Source organism: Luteibacter sp. GL_149 (assembly GCF_057834065.1).
This window is the reverse complement of sequence record NZ_CM174395.1, coordinates 3901308-3920673: the sequence shown is the minus strand read 5'-3', so window position 1 is coordinate 3920673 and position 19366 is coordinate 3901308. Positions and strand designations below refer to the sequence as shown.

Sequence of the window (19366 nt, the reverse complement as noted above, 5' to 3'; positions counted from 1 at the left end):
ACAATGTCGGACAGGTCGATCCTTTCGGGCACACAACCAGATACGGCTAAGCGGTCTGCCGATTGTTCCGATCTAGGCAGGGTTGATCTTTCCGCCCGACCCGATCGACCGGTATGTGTGCTCCATGGCTGCGAGAGCCGACCGGAGTTCGGCGACCAGCAAAGCGGGAAGGTGCAGTTCGCCATCTTCCTGCTCCTGCATCGAGAATTCGAATTCCCGCCACCGGTCTATCAATGCGCCATCGAACACGAAACTCATGCCGCCAAGTACGTGATGCACCCATGCGGCGAGATCGTCCGTGGGCACCTTCGTCGGTATCGCATCGAGCTCATCGAAGGATTTTTTCGTCTCCACAATGCAACTGAGCAACAGGCGTCCTATCGATTCGTTGGTACCGAATTGCTCCCTGAGATAGTCCAGGTCGACGACGACGGCCGGGCCGTCGTCCGGCAATGGCCGGGTTACCCAGCGCGAAACCATGGCTTCCAGCGCGTCGGCGTGTACCGGCTTGGAAAGGACGTCGTTCATTCCCGCCGCCATGCACAGGGAAGCCTGTTCGGATCGCACATCGGCCGTGACGGCAATGACGGGTACCGCGTGGTTCGGCGATCCAAACGTGGAACGAAGGTCACGCGTCATGGCGTACCCGTCCATCAGCGGCATGTGACAGTCGGACAGGACGATGTCGTAGCTGCGATCGGCGAGCAACGCGAGCGCTTCCTCGCCGTTCTCCGCCGTGTCGCTGTGCATGCCGATGCCATCGAGCAGCAGGACGAGGACGTCGCGGTTCGTTCTGTGGTCGTCGACGATCAGCGCCCGTCGTCCCCGAAGCGCATCCGGTACAGGTTGGCCGGGCTTCCCGATCGGATGCCCGGCCGGGGGCGATGCGACGGGACGGCGCGAGGGGGAGGCGACCGGCAGGGAGACGGTTACCTGAATCAGCGTACCGACACCCGGCGTGCTTTCCAGAGTCATCGTTCCGTCCATCAGTTCCACCAGCCGTCGGGAAATGGCGAGGCCGAGGCCCGTACCGCCGAATCGCCGTGTCGTCGAAGGGTCGGCCTGTACGAAAGGCTGGAACACATCCTCGTGGACGCCCTGCCAGATACCGATACCCGTGTCGCGAACAGACAGGACGATGGTCTGGTTCTGTGTATCGCCGTCGATAGCTTCCAGTGTTACCGACACCGTTCCCACGGACGTGAACTTGATGGCATTGCTTATCAGATTGAGCATCAACTGACGAAGACGTCCTTCGTCGGCCATGACGCTTTTGCCGACGTTGGGAGAAACATGCACATGAAAATGCAGATCCTTTTCATGTGCTGCGTGGGACATCACCGAGGTCACCGAATCGACGAGCTGGCGAAGATCGACTTCGGCCGGGTCCAGCAGCATCTGGCCCGATTCGACCTTCGAATAGTCGAGGATGTCGTTCAGGATATGCAGAAGGGCACCGGACGAATCGGAAATCGTTTTCAGCAGATGCTTTTGTTTGCGATCCAGGGCGGTCTTCGCCAGTACGCCGAGTATGCCGATAACACCATTCATCGGCGTGCGTATTTCGTGGCTCATGGTCGCCAGGAAATCCGATTTGGCCCGCGTGGCGTGTTCGGCGGCATCCCGGGCCAGCGACAGTGCTACCGCCTGGTTATGTTCGTGCGTTACGTCGCTCCAGAAGCCGCTCCAGTAGGTCAGTCCGTCGCTGCCGCGCCGGGGCTTCGCCTGCGACGCGATATAGCGGGTATTCCCGTCGACGGTTGCACGCAATGTGATGCGCAGCAGGGACAGGTCCCGGGCCGAGCGATCGAGTTCGTCCCGTAGCTTGACGCGGTCGTCCGCGTGAACCGTGTGCAGCACGGGCGACTTGTCGTCCAGGATTTCCTGCGCGCTCATGCCGATGACTGGTCTTGGGTCCCCGCCGAGGTAGGTAAATCGACGTTGCCCATCGGGGCGCCGGACCAGCTTGTAGACAACGGCCGGCAGGTTGTCGGCCACGTCGTCCAGCTGCGTTTCCAGCAGTTTCCTCCGGCGCACTTCGCCCCGGAGCTTGATGTAGGCAATGGTAACCGTGCAAAGAATCAGGAAACCCGCGATAAGAAAAGGGAGAAGCCGTAGCACCACTTCGCGAAGCGACGACCGGTAGTGGTAATCCGCCGCGAACCACGTGTTCTTCATCGTTTGCCGTTCGCGCGACGTAAGCCTGCCTAGCGAACGGTTGATCAGGGGAATCAGCGGTTCGAGGCCTTTGCGCACGCCGATCGCCAGACTCTCCGAACTACCCGTCGGTGCCGCGATCTTGAGTATGCCCTGATATTTCTTGCTTATCAGATAGTCGGCCGATGCAAGATTGCCGATGAACGCATCGGCCTCGCCGGCGGCGAGTCTTCGGAGACCTTCATCCGCACTGGCAACCGGTACCAGTGTTGCGTCGCCCAGACCGGTGACGATGGCGGCATCGGCGGCTCGATCGGGATTGACGAGAATGGTTTTGCCGTGGAGGTCGGCCAGCTCGGTTACCAGTTGCACCCGTTCCCTCACGACGATCATGAGTGGGAACGTTACATAGCTACCGGAAGGCAGCATATACGGCGCGGCGCGGCCTTCGGGATTCATCGCACTCAGTATGTCTACGTTGCCTTGTCTGATCCGGTCGAGGGTATGCGTCCAGCTATCGGAAGGAATGGCTTCGAGCCGGATGTCCAGGTCCTTCGCGACGATCTTCAGATAGTCGGCCGAAAGCCCTTCGATCTGTCCGCGGGTGGATGCAAAGCTGAAGGGAGCGAAGCTGGGATCGAATCCGACCTTCAGCGTTGGCAACGATGCAAGCCACGCCCGCTCGTCGTGCGTAAGAGGCGTGCCTTCATGGTCGCGTTGCGAGGAAAGCCGGTGTCCGAGCCAGTCGAGACGGATGCGCGCATGCTCGTCCGGATCGAGACGCGCCAGGCCGCGGTCCATGATGCGGCCGAGCATCGCGTCTTTCACAGGCACGCCGAAACTCAGCGTGTTTTGCGACCACGGGAAATCCTTGCCTGTCGTGACGACGTCGCCGAGTCCTTCCCGGGAGATGCCATCGTGCACGACATTGCGATCCTCCACGAACGCGTCGGCGCGACCGTCGACGACCATCGCCAGGGCATCGCGCATGGATTGGGCATGCAGCACGGTCGCATGCGGGAAGGCTCGCCTGAGCGCATGGACATCGACATACGCGGCGTGAACGACAATGCGCCCCCGATCGAGTGCGGCCGGCTGCAGGGCTTCGATCCGGTCGCGGCGGACGACGGCGACGGACGACGATTCGTAATAGGGGCTACTTACGATGAGGCCGCCTATATTGTCCTCGAGAGGCGAGACATTCATCACGACGTCGACTTCGCCGCGTTGCGCGCCGGCAAGCAGCGCATTCCATGACGGGTAGCTTCTTACCGTCCAGGAAATGCCCATGGGTTTGAGGATCGCGGCGAGATAGTCGGGTGCCATGCCGACCAGGGTGCCTTCGCGTGTTTCCTCGAACGGCGGATACCCTTCATCGTACGTGCCGACGACGATGCCCGGATGCGCCCTTGCCCAGGTCAGTTCTTCAGCCGATGACGGAACCGGTTCTTTCGCGGCGATCGCGCAGGCGGCGAAGACAGCCAAAAGAACTAGAAATCGTCTGAAAATCATAATATTGTCAAACCGTTCGGCGTTGGGCCATGGTCGTTGTAGTACGTTTGCGAATCAACTGCCAGCAAGGTGCCGAAGGGGGCACGGGCGATGAATAGCCAGGTACTTGTCGCCGACGATCACGCCGCGGTACGGGCAGGACTTGCCGGTACTCTCGAAGACGCGGGTTATCGGATTGCGGCCGAAGCCAGGACCGCCGATGAGGTCATGGCAATCCTGTCCTCGACGCCGGTCGATCTCGTCGTGACCGATTTCATGATGCCGAGCGAATTGTTCGGGGACGGTCTGCAGTACCTCGCCGCGTTGTTGGCCGCCCACCCGGATACCCCCATCGTGGTGCTTACGATGCTCAGGCGCCCGGACCTGTTGCAGGCCATTCATCGACTCGGCATTGCGGGACTGGTGGACAAGGCGTCGTCTCTGAAGCAGGTCGTTCAAGCCCTTCGTCTGGCGCTGATGGGCAAAACCTATACGTCCGAATCCCTGCTTTCCCTGATGGGCAAGACCGGCGTGCGTCGCTTGACGGGACGCGTGTCGCTCAGCCCTCGCGAAGAACAGGTGTTACGCCTGGTCGGCGAGGGCCGGTCGATTGCCCAGATAGCCAAGGACCTGGGAACCGCGGCGAATACGGTAAGCGCGCAGAAGCACAACATGATGCGTAAGCTCGGTTTGCGCAGCAATGTCGATTTGTCCGATTACATCGCAAGCACGCGTGCATCCGGGGCGTCCGGGTGACCATTCGCGTTATCGCTGTCGACGATCACGCCGCCGTGCTTATAGGTATCGGCAGATTCCTTGAGCGAGAACCGGATATCGCCGTGGTCGGTACGGCCACGGGGCCGAGCGAGCTTTTGGATCTGCTGGGCAGGATGGAGTGCGACGTCCTCGTCACCGATTTTTCCATGCCCGACGACACGCGAAGCGACGGCATCCAGTTGCTCGACCGTGTCGTTCGCCAGTATCCCGCCATGGCGGTCGTCGTCCTGACCATGATTGCCAATGCGAGCGTACTCCGTACGATCCTCGACCATGGCGCCATCGGCGTTTGCGACAAGGGCGCGGACAACGAAGATATCGTTGCGGCGGTGCGCGGCGCGGTCCGCCGCCAGGTATTCGTCAGCGAATCGTTCCGGAACATTCTCGATGCAGAGCATCGCGCTCCCGCCACGGGTATAAAACTTTCGCCTCGCGAGGTGGAGGTCGTGCGCCTTTTTGGCGAAGGTCATTCTATTTCGACAATAGCCGCGCGGCTTAACCGTAGCCAGAAAACGGTAAGCCGGCAAAAGCGCGACGCCATGGTGAAGCTTGCCCTCGAAAACGACGACCAACTGGTCGACTACGCCCGGTCGAAGGGTTTCGTATCGTCGGTATGAGGCAAGCGTCAGCGCGATATTTCTACGAATGGGAGCGGGTTTGCCCTGACTTTCAGAAGACCTCTATGGATGGCTTGCCTCAACCTGCCTAGGATTCCCAGTGCTGCCAAAGTCTTTGGCACATCGGTAATTCCATTGCCGGTCTTTCACTGAAAGACGCACTTACTCCAAGGATGCCATTCGGCACTGCCACCCAGGAGGTGGCCGGGAGACAAACGTAAGGAAACCCATCATCGCCCGCGGCGCTTCCAGAGCAGCCGCACGGGAAAGTGCACCTTCGACGGAAGCCCGGCCTGATCAGGTACTGAAAGGCCATCATGAACCACATTAATCGCGTCGTCTGGAATGCCGCTACCGGCAAGTGGGGTGTAGCGTCGGAATTCACCATGGGTCGCAAGAGGAAAGTGTCCGCCGGTAGGGCTGCTGTTATGGCATTGGCTCTTGCCGGTGCCGGCGCGGGGATGCCGCCGGCTTTCGCTGCGGATGTAACGGAAGACGTCGAAACCTCGTGCCGCACTGACGATGGCGAGACGAAAACCGATTGTGCCGACGACACATCGACCGCCTCTTCGCATGTCGCCTCGATCGGTCCGCGTTATGCGGCGGGCGGCGGTAACGATGGCGATAGCGGTAATAGCCCCACGCGCGTCGCGATCGGTACCGGTGCCACCGTCACGGCTGACAATGCCGTGGGCGTCGGAACGGACCTGACCGTCGATGGCGCGAACTCCGTCGCTTTTGGCGGCAACTATTTGCATAACGGTAATACGACCGTCGCCGTCGACGTCGCATCGACCAACTCCTTTGTTGTCAATGGCCATGCGGCAAGATCGCCCAACTCGGTGGCTCTGTTGGGGCACACCGTTGTTTCCGCCGGTGGCGTGGCCATCGGCAATAATTCCTGGGTCTGGTATGGCAACGGTGTAGCCATCGGAGAGAATTCAACGGTGTATACCGCCGGCTCCATTGCCATCGGTAACGGGTCGCTGGTCATGGGTGCGAACAGTGTTGCGCTGGGTTCCAACTCCGCCACCGGTTATCGCAACAATGTGGTTGCCGTGGGCAGTACCTCGGCACAGCGTCAGATCATCAACGTCGCGGCTGGCACCGAGCTTACCGATGCGGTGAACGTGGGGCAGCTGAAGAGCAGCGGCCTTATCGACAGCGGCGGCAACGCGCGAGCCGCGGTCACCTATGACCTGAACCCCGATGGCACGTCGAACTACGGCAGCGTCACGATGGGCGGCGGTAGCGCCAATGGGCCGGTCACGGTGCATAACGTAGCCGAAGGCAAGGAAGATACCGATGCGGTGAACGTGGGCCAGCTGAAAAGCGCGGGCCTGATCGGCGACGATGGCAGCACGCTGGATGCGGTCGCATACGATGCCGGATCGAACCACGGCGCGATCACGTTCGGTGGTCTGGGCGGCACGCTCCTGAGCAATGTCATGCCGGGCGCCGTGGCCCCGGGCAGCATGGATGCCGTCAACGGCAGCCAGCTTTGGGACATGCAGGAGCAGGTGAATCAGCTGGGCGATCGCGTGTCCAACGTCGAGAACGGTACCTCGCCACCGGTCGATCCGGGCAATGGCGGCAATGCGGGTCCGCACTTCGCGTCCAGCGGCGATGCGGAAAACGGCGCGGTCGCTTCGGGTTCCAGCAGCGTAGCGGCGGGCGAGGGTGCCCAGGCGAGCGGATCGAACAGCTCGGCGATCGGTGCCGGCAGCGTCGCTTCCGGCAACAACAGCAGCGCCATCGGATCGGGCTCGCAAGCGACGGGCGATAACTCTGTCGCACTGGGAAACAACTCGGTGGCGGATCGCCCGAATTCGGTGTCGGTGGGCAGCGAAGGCAACGAACGCCAGATCACCAATGTCGCTGCCGGCACGCAGCGTACCGACGCGGCGAACTGGGGCCAGGTGCAGGATGCCGTTGGCGACGTGAAAGACTGGGCCAGCGATCAGTTCGACGGTTTGTCGCGCCGGGTCGGCGACGTTCAGCGTCAGGCCAATCGTGGTATCGCCGCTTCGGCCGCTCTGGTGAACAACATGCCTTATCTGCCCGGTAAGGTCACGATGAATGCGGGCGTGGCTTCCTATCGCGGAGAAAGTGCGCTGGGCGTGGGTGTGTCCCGCTGGAGCGACGATGGTCGCATCAATCTGAACGCGGGCGTTTCCGCGGCAGCCGGCGATGCGCCGATCTTTCGCATGGGCGTGGGTGTGGTGCTGGGCGACTGATAGCGGGAAAGATGAAGTTCGCGAAAAGCCCGGATGCGAGAGCATCCGGGCTTTTCGCATCGAGGAATGTATGGGAGATGTGATGGCTCGTGCTCCGGCGTCTGTCGAGGAGTAGGCTCGAAAGGCATTAATCGGCCAGCAACGAGCGAGTATTCCGCGATGACGGCATCTGTCTTTATCGGCGTCAGCGTCGACGGCTTCATTGCGCGGCCGGATGGTGGGCTCGACTGGCTGCCGGAAGGTGGTGGCGAGCCGCATGGCTATAACGAATTCATCGCCAGCGTCGATGCGATCGTCATCGGACGCAAGACCTTCGAGATTGTGTTGACCTTTGGCGCGTGGCCTTACGGCGACAAGCGCGTAGTGGTCCTCGGTAACCAACCCATCGACTTTTCAGCCGTCGTGGGTGGTGTCGTCGAACAGATGGCGGGCACGCCAGTCGACATCGTTTCGCAGCTCGCCGCCAGCGGTGCCCACCACTTGTACATCGACGGCGGCGTCACGATCCAGGGATTCCTGCGCGCGGGGCTTATTCGCCGCATGATCATTACGCGCGTACCCGTACTGATCGGTAGCGGCATCCCGCTCTTTGGCGCATTGCCGGAGGACATCCGCCTCCAGCATGTCGCGACACGCCACTATCCCAGCGGCCTTGTCCAGAGCGAATACCTGCTATAGGTGCGCGCTCCTGTGTGCGAAGGCCGACGAAGCACGGAAGCCGCGAAACCGGACTAGCGCTGCGCGGGTCCGGCAGGTACACCCGACATATCGACGATCAGCTTACCGAACTCGATAGCGGCCGGCGTTTTGCCCCCGGTGCTCCAGATCAGGGTGAAATCCACATCCGGCAACGATGGCAGTCCATAGCATCCGTCGACGACACGCATGCCCGGTTCCAGGTCGTCCCGGGTCAGCACCGAGATGGCAAGACCCGCGAGTACGGCGGCGCGAATGCCTTGCTGACTCGGCGACGTGAAGACGACATGCCATTCGACGGGGGTGCCTTCCAGAGCGCTGAGTCCCACCTGACGGTTGATGCACGGCGCAGGGAAGAAGGCGAATGGTAGCGATACGCCGGGGGGCGAATCGAACGAGTCCGCCGCCACCCATACAAATTGCGTTCGTCTCAGCGGCGTCCCTTCTCCACCCACGGCTGCGGACATCACGACGGCAAGGTCGAGTTCGCCAGCCTTGATCATGGGGATCAGGTCCAGATTCATTCCGACGCTTACATCGAGTCGCACGGAGGGAAACGCGCGACCGAACTGACACAGCAGCGTCGGCAACCGGTCGCCCATGAAGTTTTCGATGACGCCGAGGCGAACGGCGCCCGAGATAGGCGACGGCCGGAAACGCTGGCCCATGCTGTCGAGCGCCTGCAGGATTTTCTCGGCGTACTGGAGGAGGTCCTCGCCGTCTTCCGTCAGGGTCAGTGCGCGCGTGGTGCGGTATAGCAACTGCCGCCCCACTTGCTCCTCTAGCCGCCTGATCTGGTGGCTTATCGCGGATTGGGTCAGGTGCAGGCGCTGGGCGGCACGGGTGAATCCACCCGCTTCTTTCACGGCAACAAAGGCGCGGAGCAGGGTTGGATCGAGGTCCATGGTCAGAGACTAATGAAGATCGCTAATGACTGCCACAAAATTAAATCATTTCCATCATGAGTTCGCCGCGTCCACACTCGCCCTCCACCCTCCCCATGGGAACGCGTCGTGCCTCTTTCCCCTTCACGAAAAAATTCAGTCGCGCTGCTGGCCATCTGCCTGGCGGCGCTGATGTTCGGCCTGGAGATTTCCAGTGTGCCGGCCATACTTCCCAATGTCGAAAAGGTGTTGCACGCCGGTTTCAGCAGCGTGCAGTGGATCATGAATGCCTACACCATCGCCTGCACCACGGTGTTGATGGCGGCGGGCACGTTGGCCGATCGCTACGGGCGCAAGCGCGTCCTGCTTATCAGCGTGATTTCATTCGGTATCACGTCCCTGATTTGCGGCCTGGCGCGGGATGCCTCCGTGCTGATCGTCAGCCGTTTTCTTCAGGGTATGAGTGGCGGCTTCATGGTGATCTGCCAGATCGCCGCGCTTTCGCATCAGTTCCAGGAAGGTCCGCGGCGTAGCAAAGCCTTTGCCCTATGGGGCATTATTTTCGGCGTGGGCCTGGGCTTCGGGCCCATCATCGGCAGTGCGATCGTGGCGCTGTCGAACTGGACGTGGGTGTTCCTTATCCAGGTACCGTTGGCGGTCGTCACGATGGTCCTGATTGCCGGCAGCGTGGACGAGTCTCGCGATCCCCATGCGAAGGCACTGGATCTGCCGGGTATCGTTACGTTGTCGCTGGCGGTGTTCGGCCTTACGTACTTCATCACGCAAGGGCCCGACCTGGGTTTTACGAGTCCCACGGCGATCGCGAGCATCGTCGTCGCGGCGATAAGCTTTCTCGTTTTCCTTTATGCGGAAAAGCACAGCGCCTATCCCCTGTTCGATTTTTCCGTGTTCCGCATCCGTCGGTTTTCGGGTGCCCTGTATGGCTCCATCGGCATGAACTTCAGCTTCTGGCCGCTGATGATCTATCTGCCGATCTATTTCCAGAGCGGTCTGGGCTACGACGTCGTGGCATCGGGCCTGTCGCTGTTGGCGTATACGTTGCCGACCCTGGTGATCCCGCCCTTCGCGGAGCGCCTTTCCCTTCGATACCAGGCACGCATCGTCATTCCCGCCGGCCTTTTCGCCATCGGACTGGGATTCGTACTGATGAAGCTTGGCAGCGGCGTCGAGCACGCCAGCTGGCTGACCATGCTCCCCGGATGTCTGCTGGCGGGCATCGGTCTTGGCATGACCAATACGCCGGTTACGAACACGACGACTGGCTCGGTGCCTAGCGCTCGTGCAGGCATGGCATCGGGCATCGACCTGAGCGCGCGACTGATCACGCTGGCCATAAATATTGCGCTGATGGGATTCCTCCTGCTTGAAGGCATTCTTTTCTATCTGGAGCGTGCCACGCAGGGCGCAGTCGATGCATCGCAGTTACGCATCGCCGCCGCGAAGATTGCCGCCGGCGCGTTGCCGGGGTCTGCTGCCGACATTTCCGGCGCGATCGCGCATGCCGCGCTGGTGCATGGATTCGGCTGGGTGATGCTTTACGGAGGCATTGGCGCCTGGATACTGGCTCTGGCGAGTTTCATTACGTTCGGCCCGGCCGAAGAGCGGTCGCGGACGAAAGGCATCTGCGCGACGGATCCGGTCTGAGGCAAAGCACCCACGTTTTCGCCTGCTTCCTGTTGGGGCGCTCGAGAGCGCTCCTGCAGAAGGGGGTACTGGGCTTCGATATTTGATTTCAGAAGTGCTATCGGATAAGAAATGACCGATCACTTTCCGGGGAGCGTATCGTGCAACGACGCCAATTCCTGCGCCAGGCTGGCACAACGCTTGCGGTGGCTTCGACGGCCGGCCTCGCTGCCTGTGCACAGCAGCCCTCCGTGACATCCGCTAGTACGCCACCGACTGTCGTGCCACCAGCCGCGCGTCTGTTACCGGAAGTGGCGGAGCTGGCGCAGATCAAAGCGAAGGTCGACCGGATCACCGGCGTGTATGTCTGCACACGGCCATTCCGCGCGGCCGGCCCGCGCATCGAGATGGAGCGACTGGGTCGCAAGACCATCGTGCACAACTACGGACATGGTGGCAGTGGCTGGTCGCTGTCATGGGGTTCGAGCACGCTGGCGCTGCGAATGGCGCAGAGCACCGGCGTACGCGACATCGGTGTGATCGGTTGTGGCGCGCTGGGTCTTACCTCGGCGTTGCTGGCGCAGCGAGCCGGACTGTCGGTACGTATTTATGCGAAGGACTTGCCGCCGAATGTATATTCGATGCGGGCATCCGGACTATGGACACCCGACTCGCGCATATGCGATGCCGGACATGCGCCGGCGCTGGCCGCGCGCTGGGAAGAAATGACGCGCACTTCGTACGTCATGTACCAGAGCATGCTGGGCTTGCCGGGTAAGCCCATCGAATGGATCGAAGGCTATTCGTTGTCCGATACGCCATTCGGTCAACCCCATGCCCCGGTTTCCGACGAACCCGAGTACGGCGAATTCAACGACAGCGTGCGCGATCTCACGCCACGTTCCGTCGAGCTGCCTCCCGGCAGTCATCCGTTTCCGCAGCCTTACGTGCGTCGCTACACGACCTTGATGTTCAACATCAGCACCTACGCTCGCATGCTGATGTCCGATTTCCTGGCGGCTGGCGGCAAGATCGAGGTGCGCGAATTCGCGCATCCCGACGATCTGCTGAAATTGCCCGAACGCACATTGATCAACGCCACGGGCTACGGCGCGAGGGCGCTGTTCGACGACGACTCGCTCATTCCCGTTCGCGGCCAGACCGCGCGACTGATCCCGCAGCCCGAAGTCGCCTACGGGCTGAACACCCGGCACCTGAGCATGGTGCCGCGCAGCGATGGCTTGCTCGTCCAGGTCCTGGGCGACGCAGGCAACTTCAATAACAGCGATACCACACCCGATCGCGCCGCATCCGAGGCAGCGGTCAGAGAGCTGGCAGAGCTATGCGCGAACATGCGCCGCACCTGACGGCAAAGAGGCGCATCCCGGATGCCGGAATGCGCCTCGATGGTCAGCTGACTTCGCTTAGCGGTAGCCGCCGCCCGCCAGCAACTGCTCGCCGGTCAGCCAGGCCGAATCGTCCGAGGCCAGGAACACGGCAATCGATGCGATGTCGTTCGGCTGGCCGATACGGCCCAAGGGTGTTTGCCCGACGATCTGGGTCTGGAACTCGGAGCCGATGAAGCCTGCAGAAATCGCACCCTCCGTTTCGATCATGCCCGGATTCAGTGCGTTGACGCGAATCTTGCGCGGACCCAGTTCACGCGACAGCACGCCGGTGATGGCGTCCACGGCACCCTTGGTACCCGAGTACACCGAGCTTCCCGGCGGCGTGATACGAGAAACGACCGAACCGATATTGATGACGCTGGAGCCTTCGCCAAGGTGCTTGGCGGCGGCCTGGGTCGTCAGCAACAGTCCGAGGACATTGATATTGAACTGCCGGTGGAAGTGTTCTTCGGTGATGTCGTCGATGGCGCCGAACTCGTAGACACCCGAGTTGTTGACGAGAATGTCCAGCTTGCCGAAGTTCTCGATCGCCGCGGCGACGATGGCCTTGGCATCGGCAGCTTTAGAAACGTCGCCGTGTGCCGCGACGGCCTTGCCGCCAGCGGCGGCGATCTCGGCGACGACGGTGTCGGCACCGGCCTTGCTGGACGCGTAATTGACGACGACCGACGCGCCTTCGGCGGCCAGAGCCTTGGCGATGGCGGCGCCGATGCCTTTGGAGGCACCGGTGACGAGGGCGACTTTACCTGTGAGCTTGCTCATGACGTGTCCTGGTGGGGTGATTTGTTGCTAAGTTCGGCACTACTATAGTTCGCAACATATGAACTATGGAACTAAGAGTCAAGGGCTGGTAAAGTAAATGTCATGAGACCCCTGGTTCACCCGTCGATCGAAGACATCACCGTGGAGGGCATCCTCCATGCGCTGTCCGATCCCGTGCGTGCCGCGATCTACGTGGCATTGGCGCTAGGGGGCTCGGATTGCGCCTTCAATTGCTCCAACTTGCAGCAGGTCTTCGACCGTCCGATCCCCAAGTCCACGCTTTCACAGCATTTCCGTGCACTTCGGGAAGCCGGATTGATCCGTAGCGAGCGGCACGGCGTGGAAATGCGCAATACCAGCCGCTGCCCGGAAATCGAGCAGCGCTTCCCGGGATTGCTTGCCGGCATATTGAACGCGCACAAGGTCCAGTCCATGGAACGTGCCCGTGTGGCTAAGCGGAAGCCGGCTGCGCGAAAGAGCGTGGCTGGCTGAGAGCGGTTTCGCTACGCGTGGTATTTCAATCCAGCTATGGCTGGAAACCATCAAATCCCTCACCGTTGTTTACCTCTCACCGTCGTCCCTGCGCAGGCAGGGACCCAGTGCGGTGCAATGGGTGTTCGCGACAACGTCGGTTCGGCACTTCCTGTGACGTCGAGGACATCGCGCTTGAGAGCGCTCCTACACAAGACCTGCGATGCGCTTGAGGCGTTACTCTCATCGATGTTTCTCCACCAATCGGAAGGAGCCCGGCGGCAGTGGGTGCCGCCGGGCTCCTTTGCCTCACCGCTGCACGCGCGCCTCCATCCACTCGTAAACGACAGGCAACAACAGCAACGTCAACAGCGTCGATGTCACCAGTCCACCAACCACGACAGTTGCAAGCGGTCTTTGCGTTTCTGCACCAACACCGCTGGAAAACAGCATCGGGACCAGCCCAAGAATCGCGACAGTCGCGGTCATCAACACCGGACGCATGCGCAGCACAGCACCCTGTACAACCGATTCGCGCAGATCGAGACCGGACAGACGTTGCCTGTCGAGGAAGCTGACCAGCACGATGCCGTTGAGCATCGCCACACCGAAAACAGCGATAAAACCAATCGCCGACGGTACCGACAGATACTGACCTGTAACCGCGAGCGCGACGATGCCGCCGATGGTGGCGAAAGGAACGTTGGCCAGGATCAACACGGCGCGTCGCAGCGAATTGAACGCCGTATACAGCAACACGAAGATGAAGAAGATCGTCGCTGGAACGATGATCGCGAGTCGCTTCATCGCGCGTTGCTGATTGGCGAACGCACCACCCCATTCCGTGTAGTACCCGGTCGGAAGTTCTACTTCGCGTTCGATAGCCGCACTGGCATCGCGAACGAAACTATCGATGTCGCGTCCACGCACGTCCATCTGGATAACGGCATAACGTTGCAACTGCTCGCGGCGGATGAACGAATAACCTTCCGCTGCGTCGATGGTCGCCAGTTGGTTAAGTTGTACGATGGCTCCTGCCGGCGTACGCAGGGGAATGCGGCCAATCGCGGTCAGCGATGCCGTTTCGCTGGCATCGAGACGCACGGCGATATCGAAGCGCTTCACGCCGTCCAGAAGCACGGTGACGCCTTCGCCGCCGATACCGTTGCGAACCACCGTGAGTACGTCCTCGGCGCTGAGCCCGTAACGGGCGAGCGCGGCACGGTCGACGTCGATCCGTAGCTGCGGCTTGCCGACGTTGGCTTCGATGGCCAGATCGGCGACGCCCGGAACGTTGGCAAGCACATTCTTGATGCGTTCGCCGAAGCGGTCGAGCTGACCCAGGTCGTCGCCATAAAGTTTCAGGGCAAGCGTGGCGCGTACACCGGAAATCAATTCCTCGATACGCATCTGGATGGGCTGCGTATAGCCCACCACGGCGGTGGGCAACGCGGCGCCGAGCGCTGCCTGCATATCGCGTTCGAGGGTTTCCAGCGTCTGTCCGCGACGCCATTCGCTCTTCGGTTTCAGTGGGGTATACACCTCCATATAGTTCACGTCCGCCGTTTCGCCTTTCTCGGCGCGACCGATCATGGCCAGCGTCGTTTCCACTTCAGGGAAATCGCGTGCGATGGTTTCCGACACGGTGCGCGATACCGCGATCGATTCGTCGAGCGATGCCGAGGGGATCGACGTGACCCGCCACATCAGGGCGCCTTCTTTCAGATTCGGCATGAACTCCCGGCCTAGGAAAGGGAAGAGCGCGAGACTGCCGACCAGTGCGGCGACGGCGCCGACGATCACGGCGCGCCGATGCGACAACGCCCAGAGCAGCAAGCGTTCGTAACGACGTTTGAGAAACGCGACCCAGCGCAGTTCATTCTCGGCCTTTGCCCGCAGCAACAGGGTCGAAAGCACCGGTACCAGCGTCAGCGCCAGCACCAGCGAACCGGCCATGGCGAAGGCGATGTTGAATGCCATGGGCCGGAACATCTTGCCTTCCAGTCCTTCGAGACTGAACAGCGGAAGGAAAACGACGATGATGATGGCGATGGCGAACGAGATCGGTCCCGCGACCTCGCGCGCGGCTTCCAGTACCGCCGCGGGGCGATTGTCCGGCAGGCCGGCGGCGTGGCGTTCGGCCATGATGCGGAACGTGTTTTCCACCATGACTACCGCACCGTCGACCATCATGCCGATACCGATAGCCAGACCCGCCAGCGACATCAGGTTCGCGGACAATCCCGCCTGCTCCATGCCGATGAAGGCGATCAGCATCGCCAGTGGCAGGGTAACGACCACCACCAGTGCACTGCGCAGTTCGCCCAGGAACAGGAACAGCAGGACGGCGACCAGCAGCGATCCTTCCACCAGCGCGCGTACCGCCGTACCGACGGCGGCATCGACGAGATCGGTGCGCTGGTAAACCGGCTTGACCACGACGCCGGGCGGTAACGTCCGGCTGATCGCGTCGAGCTTCGTGCGTACCGCTTCGACCACGCTTCCCGCGTTTTCGCCGATGCGTGCCAGCGCCTGTCCGAGCACCACTTCCTTGCCGTCGCGCGTGACCGCACCGGTACGCGGCGCGCCTCCCTCGACCACGACAGCGACGTCGCGTATGCGTACGGGCGTTCCGTCCTCGGACTTCAGTACGACGTTGCCGATATCCTTGGCATCGCGCAGCAACGCCTGCCCACGTACGAGATATTGCTCGCGACCGACATCGATAGCGTTGCCGCCCGCCTGCGCGTTATTCGTTTCCAGCGCTGTAATCAGGTCGCGAAAGCCGAGTCCGTGCGCGATCAGTTTCGTCGGGTCGACGCGCACCTGGTACTGCTTCTCGCGCCCACCCCATGACGCGACATCGTCGACACCCGGAACGGTGCGGAGCAGGACGCGAAGATTCCAGTCCTGCAGCGAGCGCAGTTCCATATCGTCCGGCGCGGTGGCGTCGGGTGTTGCGCGTTCCACGGTGTACCAGAACACCTGCCCGAGACCGGATGTATTCGGTCCCAGCTCGGGTTTGCCGTAACCCGCGGGCAGACGATCGCCCGCCTGTTGCAGCCGTTCGTTGACCAGCTGGCGCGCGAACCAGACGTCCATGCTGTCCTCGAAATACACCGAGACATAGGACAGCCCGAACAGGCTGACCGAGCGCACCTCCTGCACGTTCGGCAATCCAGCCAGGGCCGATTCCACCGGCGTGGTGAGCAGGCGTTCCACATCTTCGGCCGCGAGGCCCGACGCTTCCGTATAGACGTTCACCTGTACCGGCGTGACATCCGGAAAGGCGTCGATGGGCAGGTTGCGTACGGCACGGTAGCCAAAGAGTGCGACGACCGCGAAGCCGATCAGCACGAGGAACCGGTAACGCAGGGAGATTTCAACGATCCGGGTAAGCATCAGTCGTCTCCCAGCTCGGAGCGGAGCAGGCGTGCCTTGAGCGCGAATGCACCCTTGCGCACATAAGCATCGCCGGCCGCGATGCCCTGCGTGACGACCGTCCAGCCGTCGCGCGTTTCGCCGGTGGTGACCGGCACGGGTTCGAAACGGCCTTCGCTGCGAACGACGAAGACGGTTGGCTGGTTGCGCAGGAGCACGATGGATTCCGCGGGAACGGCCAGACTTGGCCTGGCGTCGCCCGCATCGATGCGCACGTCGACCAGTTCGCCGGGATGCAGCTGATCGTCGCGGTTGTCGACCTGGAGGCGGACAGCCACCGTTCGCGTGCGCTCGTCGGTCTGGTGCCCACGCCGGAGGACGACGGCGGGCAAGGTCACGCCGTGCGCGACGACGTCGGCAGCGGCATCCGTGGTGACGCGCGCGGCATCGGCGGGAGGCATGCGGGCTTCGACCCAGATGTGGGTTTCCTGCACGACGGTGAATAGCGTGCGGCCAGCGGCGACGCGTTCGCCCACGAGGAAGTCGTCGGTGGTAACCCGGCCGCCGACTGGAGAGAGCAGGGCGTAGCTGCCGTCCGCACGGGCGGAGCCGCCGCGGATAACCTGCGTGACCTGGGCTTCGGACAGGCCATAAGCACGCAGTCTGGCAACGGCCTGATCCCGCGCGACGCGCGCTTCGTTATAGCGTCGTGCCGATACCGCTTGTTCGCCCAGCGCGGCGACGCGACGCCAGTCGGCATCGGCGACGATAAGCGCGCCTTGCGTCTGGGCGACCTCAACGCTTGAAAGCGTAACGAGCGGCTGTCCGGCTTTCACGATGTCGCCGAGGCGAACGTTGCGCGCGACGACATGCGAGTCGATACGCGGCGATACGAGTACGGTGGAATAGGCGTCGGCGCGCACTTCGCCCGGCGCGGCGAGCCGTTCGCTGAGCGTGCGTGTGCCGGCTTTGTCGACGACGATGCCGGCGGCGGCGATTGCGGCCTTGTCCATCGCAAGTGGCGACGATGCCGGTTCGGTGGCTTGCAGCGACGTCGCGATGGCGAGGGCCATCGCCGCGACCAGAAGACGTGGGTTCGAGGTTTTCATGGAGTGTCCTTGCCGGATCCGTCGATCCATTCGTTGAGACGGCCGGCGGCCGCGAGATAGTCGAACCAGGCTTGCCACAGACGGCTTTCGAGCTCGATGCCCGCCAGCGCGGTGTCGAGGCTCTGTTTCAGCTGGACGAGATAGTCGGAGGTGCCGATTTCGCCGGCGCTCCAGAGTTTTTCGAGCAGCGCGGCACGCTCGTCGTAAGCGCCGGCGCGACCGCGCCGGAAGGCTTCGGCCGCCGTGCGCAGCGCGGCGTAGCGTGCCCGCGTTTCCCGTTGCCGTGCGCCCAGCTGCATGGCGCTGGCACGTGTGTTCGCCGACGCGGCCGCGCTATCCGCGCGACTGGCGTCGACATCGGCGCGACCAGTGTTCAGTACCGGCAAGGGGATCGAGAGGCTGAGTCCGATGACGCGATCGTTGATCGCGCCGGCTCGTACGCGCCCGCCCGTGAACCCGATGGTCGGATCGGGAATGCGCGCGCGCCGGGCGACGTCGACCGCCGCGTCGGCTTCGGCTTCGCGGCCGCGTGCGAGAAGGGATTCCGGTAGCGCGTCGATGGCTGTGTCCATCACGCTGTCGGAAGCTGGGGGCAGTGCGGCGGGAATCGCCGGGATGTTGCTAGTGGCGGCGATGGCGCTGAGCGAGGCCTGTGCCGCGGCTTCGTCCGCGGTAAGCGTGGCCTGCTGGATTTCGGCTTCGCCGAGCGCGAGGCCGGCCAGGTCGCGCTCGGGACTGGCGATGTCGCCGACCGCCAGGCGCTTGATCGCCAGCGCGTCGAACCGGCGCATCAGGTCGACGCGATGCCGGCCCATCTCGCTTCGCCGGGACGCGAGCGCGGTCGTGGTCCATGCGCTGAGCCAGCGGGTGGCGAGATCCCGCTGGGTCAGCGCGTAGGACAGGTCGCTGCTGGCGAACGCGGCCTGGCCCACGCGCATTCGCGCGGCGCGTTTGCCGGATACATCCAGGGCAAGACTCAGTCCCGCCGTGCGCCGGTTGACGTCGGCGTTTTCGGCATCTAGCGACAGGGTGGGGTTGTACAGCGGTTGCGCGGCGGCGTCGGCGCGCGCACGAGCGGCGTCACGGCTGGCGCGGGCGACATCGAGTTCCGGGCTGGCGGCCCAGACGCGACGCACCGCGTCGCGCAGTTCCGCCGGGGCGGCGGGGGGCGTCGCGTTCGCCAGGGCGGCGAACAGCAGACAGACGGCGCCGATGGGCACCGTACGTTTGGCGTACATGGGTATTTCTCCTGAAGACAGTCACGAGCGACGCGATGGCGTCGCAATGGCGGTTGTCGTCAGGCGATGGGAGGGCGAAAGAGCGAGCCGGTGGCGCGCTGCCGTGTGTCGGGATGCGAGACCGTTTCGACGAAGCTGGTGTCGATGGGCGTCAGTCTGGCGATAGCGGTCGCGGGCATGGGCGAGGCGTGGGCGCAGGCACAGTGACAGCCACCCTGTTCGCCCAGCAGGCAGTCGCCAGCCGGCAGGTCGCTGGGTGCGCTGACGGTCACGCCGCCATCGAAACCCGTACGCCCGCCCGGACCGTCCTCGATGCACACCGTCGCGGCGGCAAGCCGGACGAAGAACACCATCAGCGCCAACACCATGAGGCCGCGATGGCGGCGCAGGTACTGGAGCAGGGAGGGCGAGGGGCGATGCATCCGCGACATGCTAGGTGAACCAGCCGGTCACGGCAATGCATGTTTCGGGCCGAACGCTCGCCTGGCCTTGT

Annotated in this window: 14 protein-coding genes; 7 read left to right on the top strand and 7 right to left on the bottom strand. The window is 62.6% G+C overall.

Annotated elements, in window-relative coordinates; all coding sequences use genetic code 11:
- Positions 1–72: 72 nt before the first annotated feature.
- On the bottom strand, positions 73–3642 hold the full coding sequence (locus tag AC3IR3_RS17330) for an ATP-binding protein (protein WP_489193955.1): 3570 nt from the start codon (positions 3640–3642) through the stop codon (positions 73–75).
- A gap of 117 nt (positions 3643–3759) precedes the next feature.
- On the opposite strand from AC3IR3_RS17330, the gene AC3IR3_RS17325 reads away from it, so the two are divergent.
- The 4 genes from AC3IR3_RS17325 to AC3IR3_RS17310 all read left to right on the top strand — a co-directional run bounded on the left by AC3IR3_RS17325 (position 3760) and on the right by AC3IR3_RS17310 (position 7957).
- Entirely contained in the window at positions 3760–4404 is a 645-nt protein-coding gene (locus AC3IR3_RS17325; protein ID WP_489193954.1) for a response regulator, read from the top strand.
- Entirely contained in the window at positions 4401–5042 is a 642-nt protein-coding gene (locus tag AC3IR3_RS17320; RefSeq protein WP_489193952.1) for a response regulator, read from the top strand. Before AC3IR3_RS17325 ends, AC3IR3_RS17320 begins: the two co-directional genes overlap by 4 nt.
- A 317-nt stretch (positions 5043–5359) precedes the next feature.
- Complete coding sequence (locus tag AC3IR3_RS17315) at positions 5360–7279, top strand: YadA-like family protein (protein WP_489193950.1); 1920 nt, start codon at positions 5360–5362, stop codon at positions 7277–7279.
- Positions 7280–7438: 159 nt separating this feature from the next.
- Positions 7439–7957 (top strand): dihydrofolate reductase family protein, encoded by a 519-nt coding sequence (locus AC3IR3_RS17310; RefSeq protein WP_489193948.1) that lies wholly within the window; start codon positions 7439–7441, stop codon positions 7955–7957.
- Positions 7958–8010: 53 nt separating this feature from the next.
- Here AC3IR3_RS17310 and AC3IR3_RS17305 read toward each other — a convergent pair whose 3' ends face one another.
- Positions 8011–8880 (bottom strand): LysR family transcriptional regulator, encoded by an 870-nt coding sequence (locus tag AC3IR3_RS17305; protein WP_489193946.1) that lies wholly within the window; start codon positions 8878–8880, stop codon positions 8011–8013.
- Positions 8881–8988: 108 nt separating this feature from the next.
- On the opposite strand from AC3IR3_RS17305, the gene AC3IR3_RS17300 reads away from it, so the two are divergent.
- Complete coding sequence (locus AC3IR3_RS17300) at positions 8989–10524, top strand: MFS transporter (RefSeq protein ID WP_489193944.1); 1536 nt, start codon at positions 8989–8991, stop codon at positions 10522–10524.
- Between the two features lie 140 nt (positions 10525–10664).
- A complete protein-coding gene (locus AC3IR3_RS17295) occupies positions 10665–11870 on the top strand; it encodes an FAD-dependent oxidoreductase (protein ID WP_489193942.1) in 1206 nt (401 codons plus the stop codon).
- A gap of 57 nt (positions 11871–11927) precedes the next feature.
- Here the strand turns inward: AC3IR3_RS17295 and AC3IR3_RS17290 are convergent, their stop codons facing one another.
- Positions 11928–12674 carry a glucose 1-dehydrogenase gene (locus AC3IR3_RS17290; protein WP_489193940.1) on the bottom strand — a complete coding sequence of 249 codons (747 nt, stop codon included), beginning with the start codon at positions 12672–12674 and terminating at the stop codon, positions 11928–11930.
- Between the two features lie 102 nt (positions 12675–12776).
- Between AC3IR3_RS17290 and AC3IR3_RS17285 the strand changes: the two genes are divergently transcribed.
- Complete coding sequence (locus AC3IR3_RS17285; RefSeq protein WP_489193938.1) at positions 12777–13166, top strand: ArsR/SmtB family transcription factor; 390 nt, start codon at positions 12777–12779, stop codon at positions 13164–13166.
- A 288-nt stretch (positions 13167–13454) separates the two neighbouring features.
- Here AC3IR3_RS17285 and AC3IR3_RS17280 read toward each other — a convergent pair whose 3' ends face one another.
- Genes AC3IR3_RS17280 through AC3IR3_RS17265 form a run of 4 tightly spaced genes read right to left on the bottom strand, consistent with a single transcriptional unit; the run spans position 13455 to position 19304 of the window.
- Entirely contained in the window at positions 13455–16547 is a 3093-nt protein-coding gene (locus tag AC3IR3_RS17280; RefSeq protein ID WP_489193936.1) for an efflux RND transporter permease subunit, read from the bottom strand.
- A complete protein-coding gene (locus AC3IR3_RS17275; protein WP_489193934.1) occupies positions 16547–17635 on the bottom strand; it encodes an efflux RND transporter periplasmic adaptor subunit in 1089 nt (362 codons plus the stop codon). Before AC3IR3_RS17275 ends, AC3IR3_RS17280 begins: the two co-directional genes overlap by 1 nt.
- On the bottom strand, positions 17632–18873 hold the full coding sequence (locus AC3IR3_RS17270; protein WP_489193932.1) for a TolC family protein: 1242 nt from the start codon (positions 18871–18873) through the stop codon (positions 17632–17634). Before AC3IR3_RS17270 ends, AC3IR3_RS17275 begins: the two co-directional genes overlap by 4 nt.
- Before the next feature lie 59 nt (positions 18874–18932).
- Complete coding sequence (locus AC3IR3_RS17265) at positions 18933–19304, bottom strand: hypothetical protein (protein WP_489193930.1); 372 nt, start codon at positions 19302–19304, stop codon at positions 18933–18935.
- Between the last annotated feature and the right edge of the window lie 62 nt (positions 19305–19366).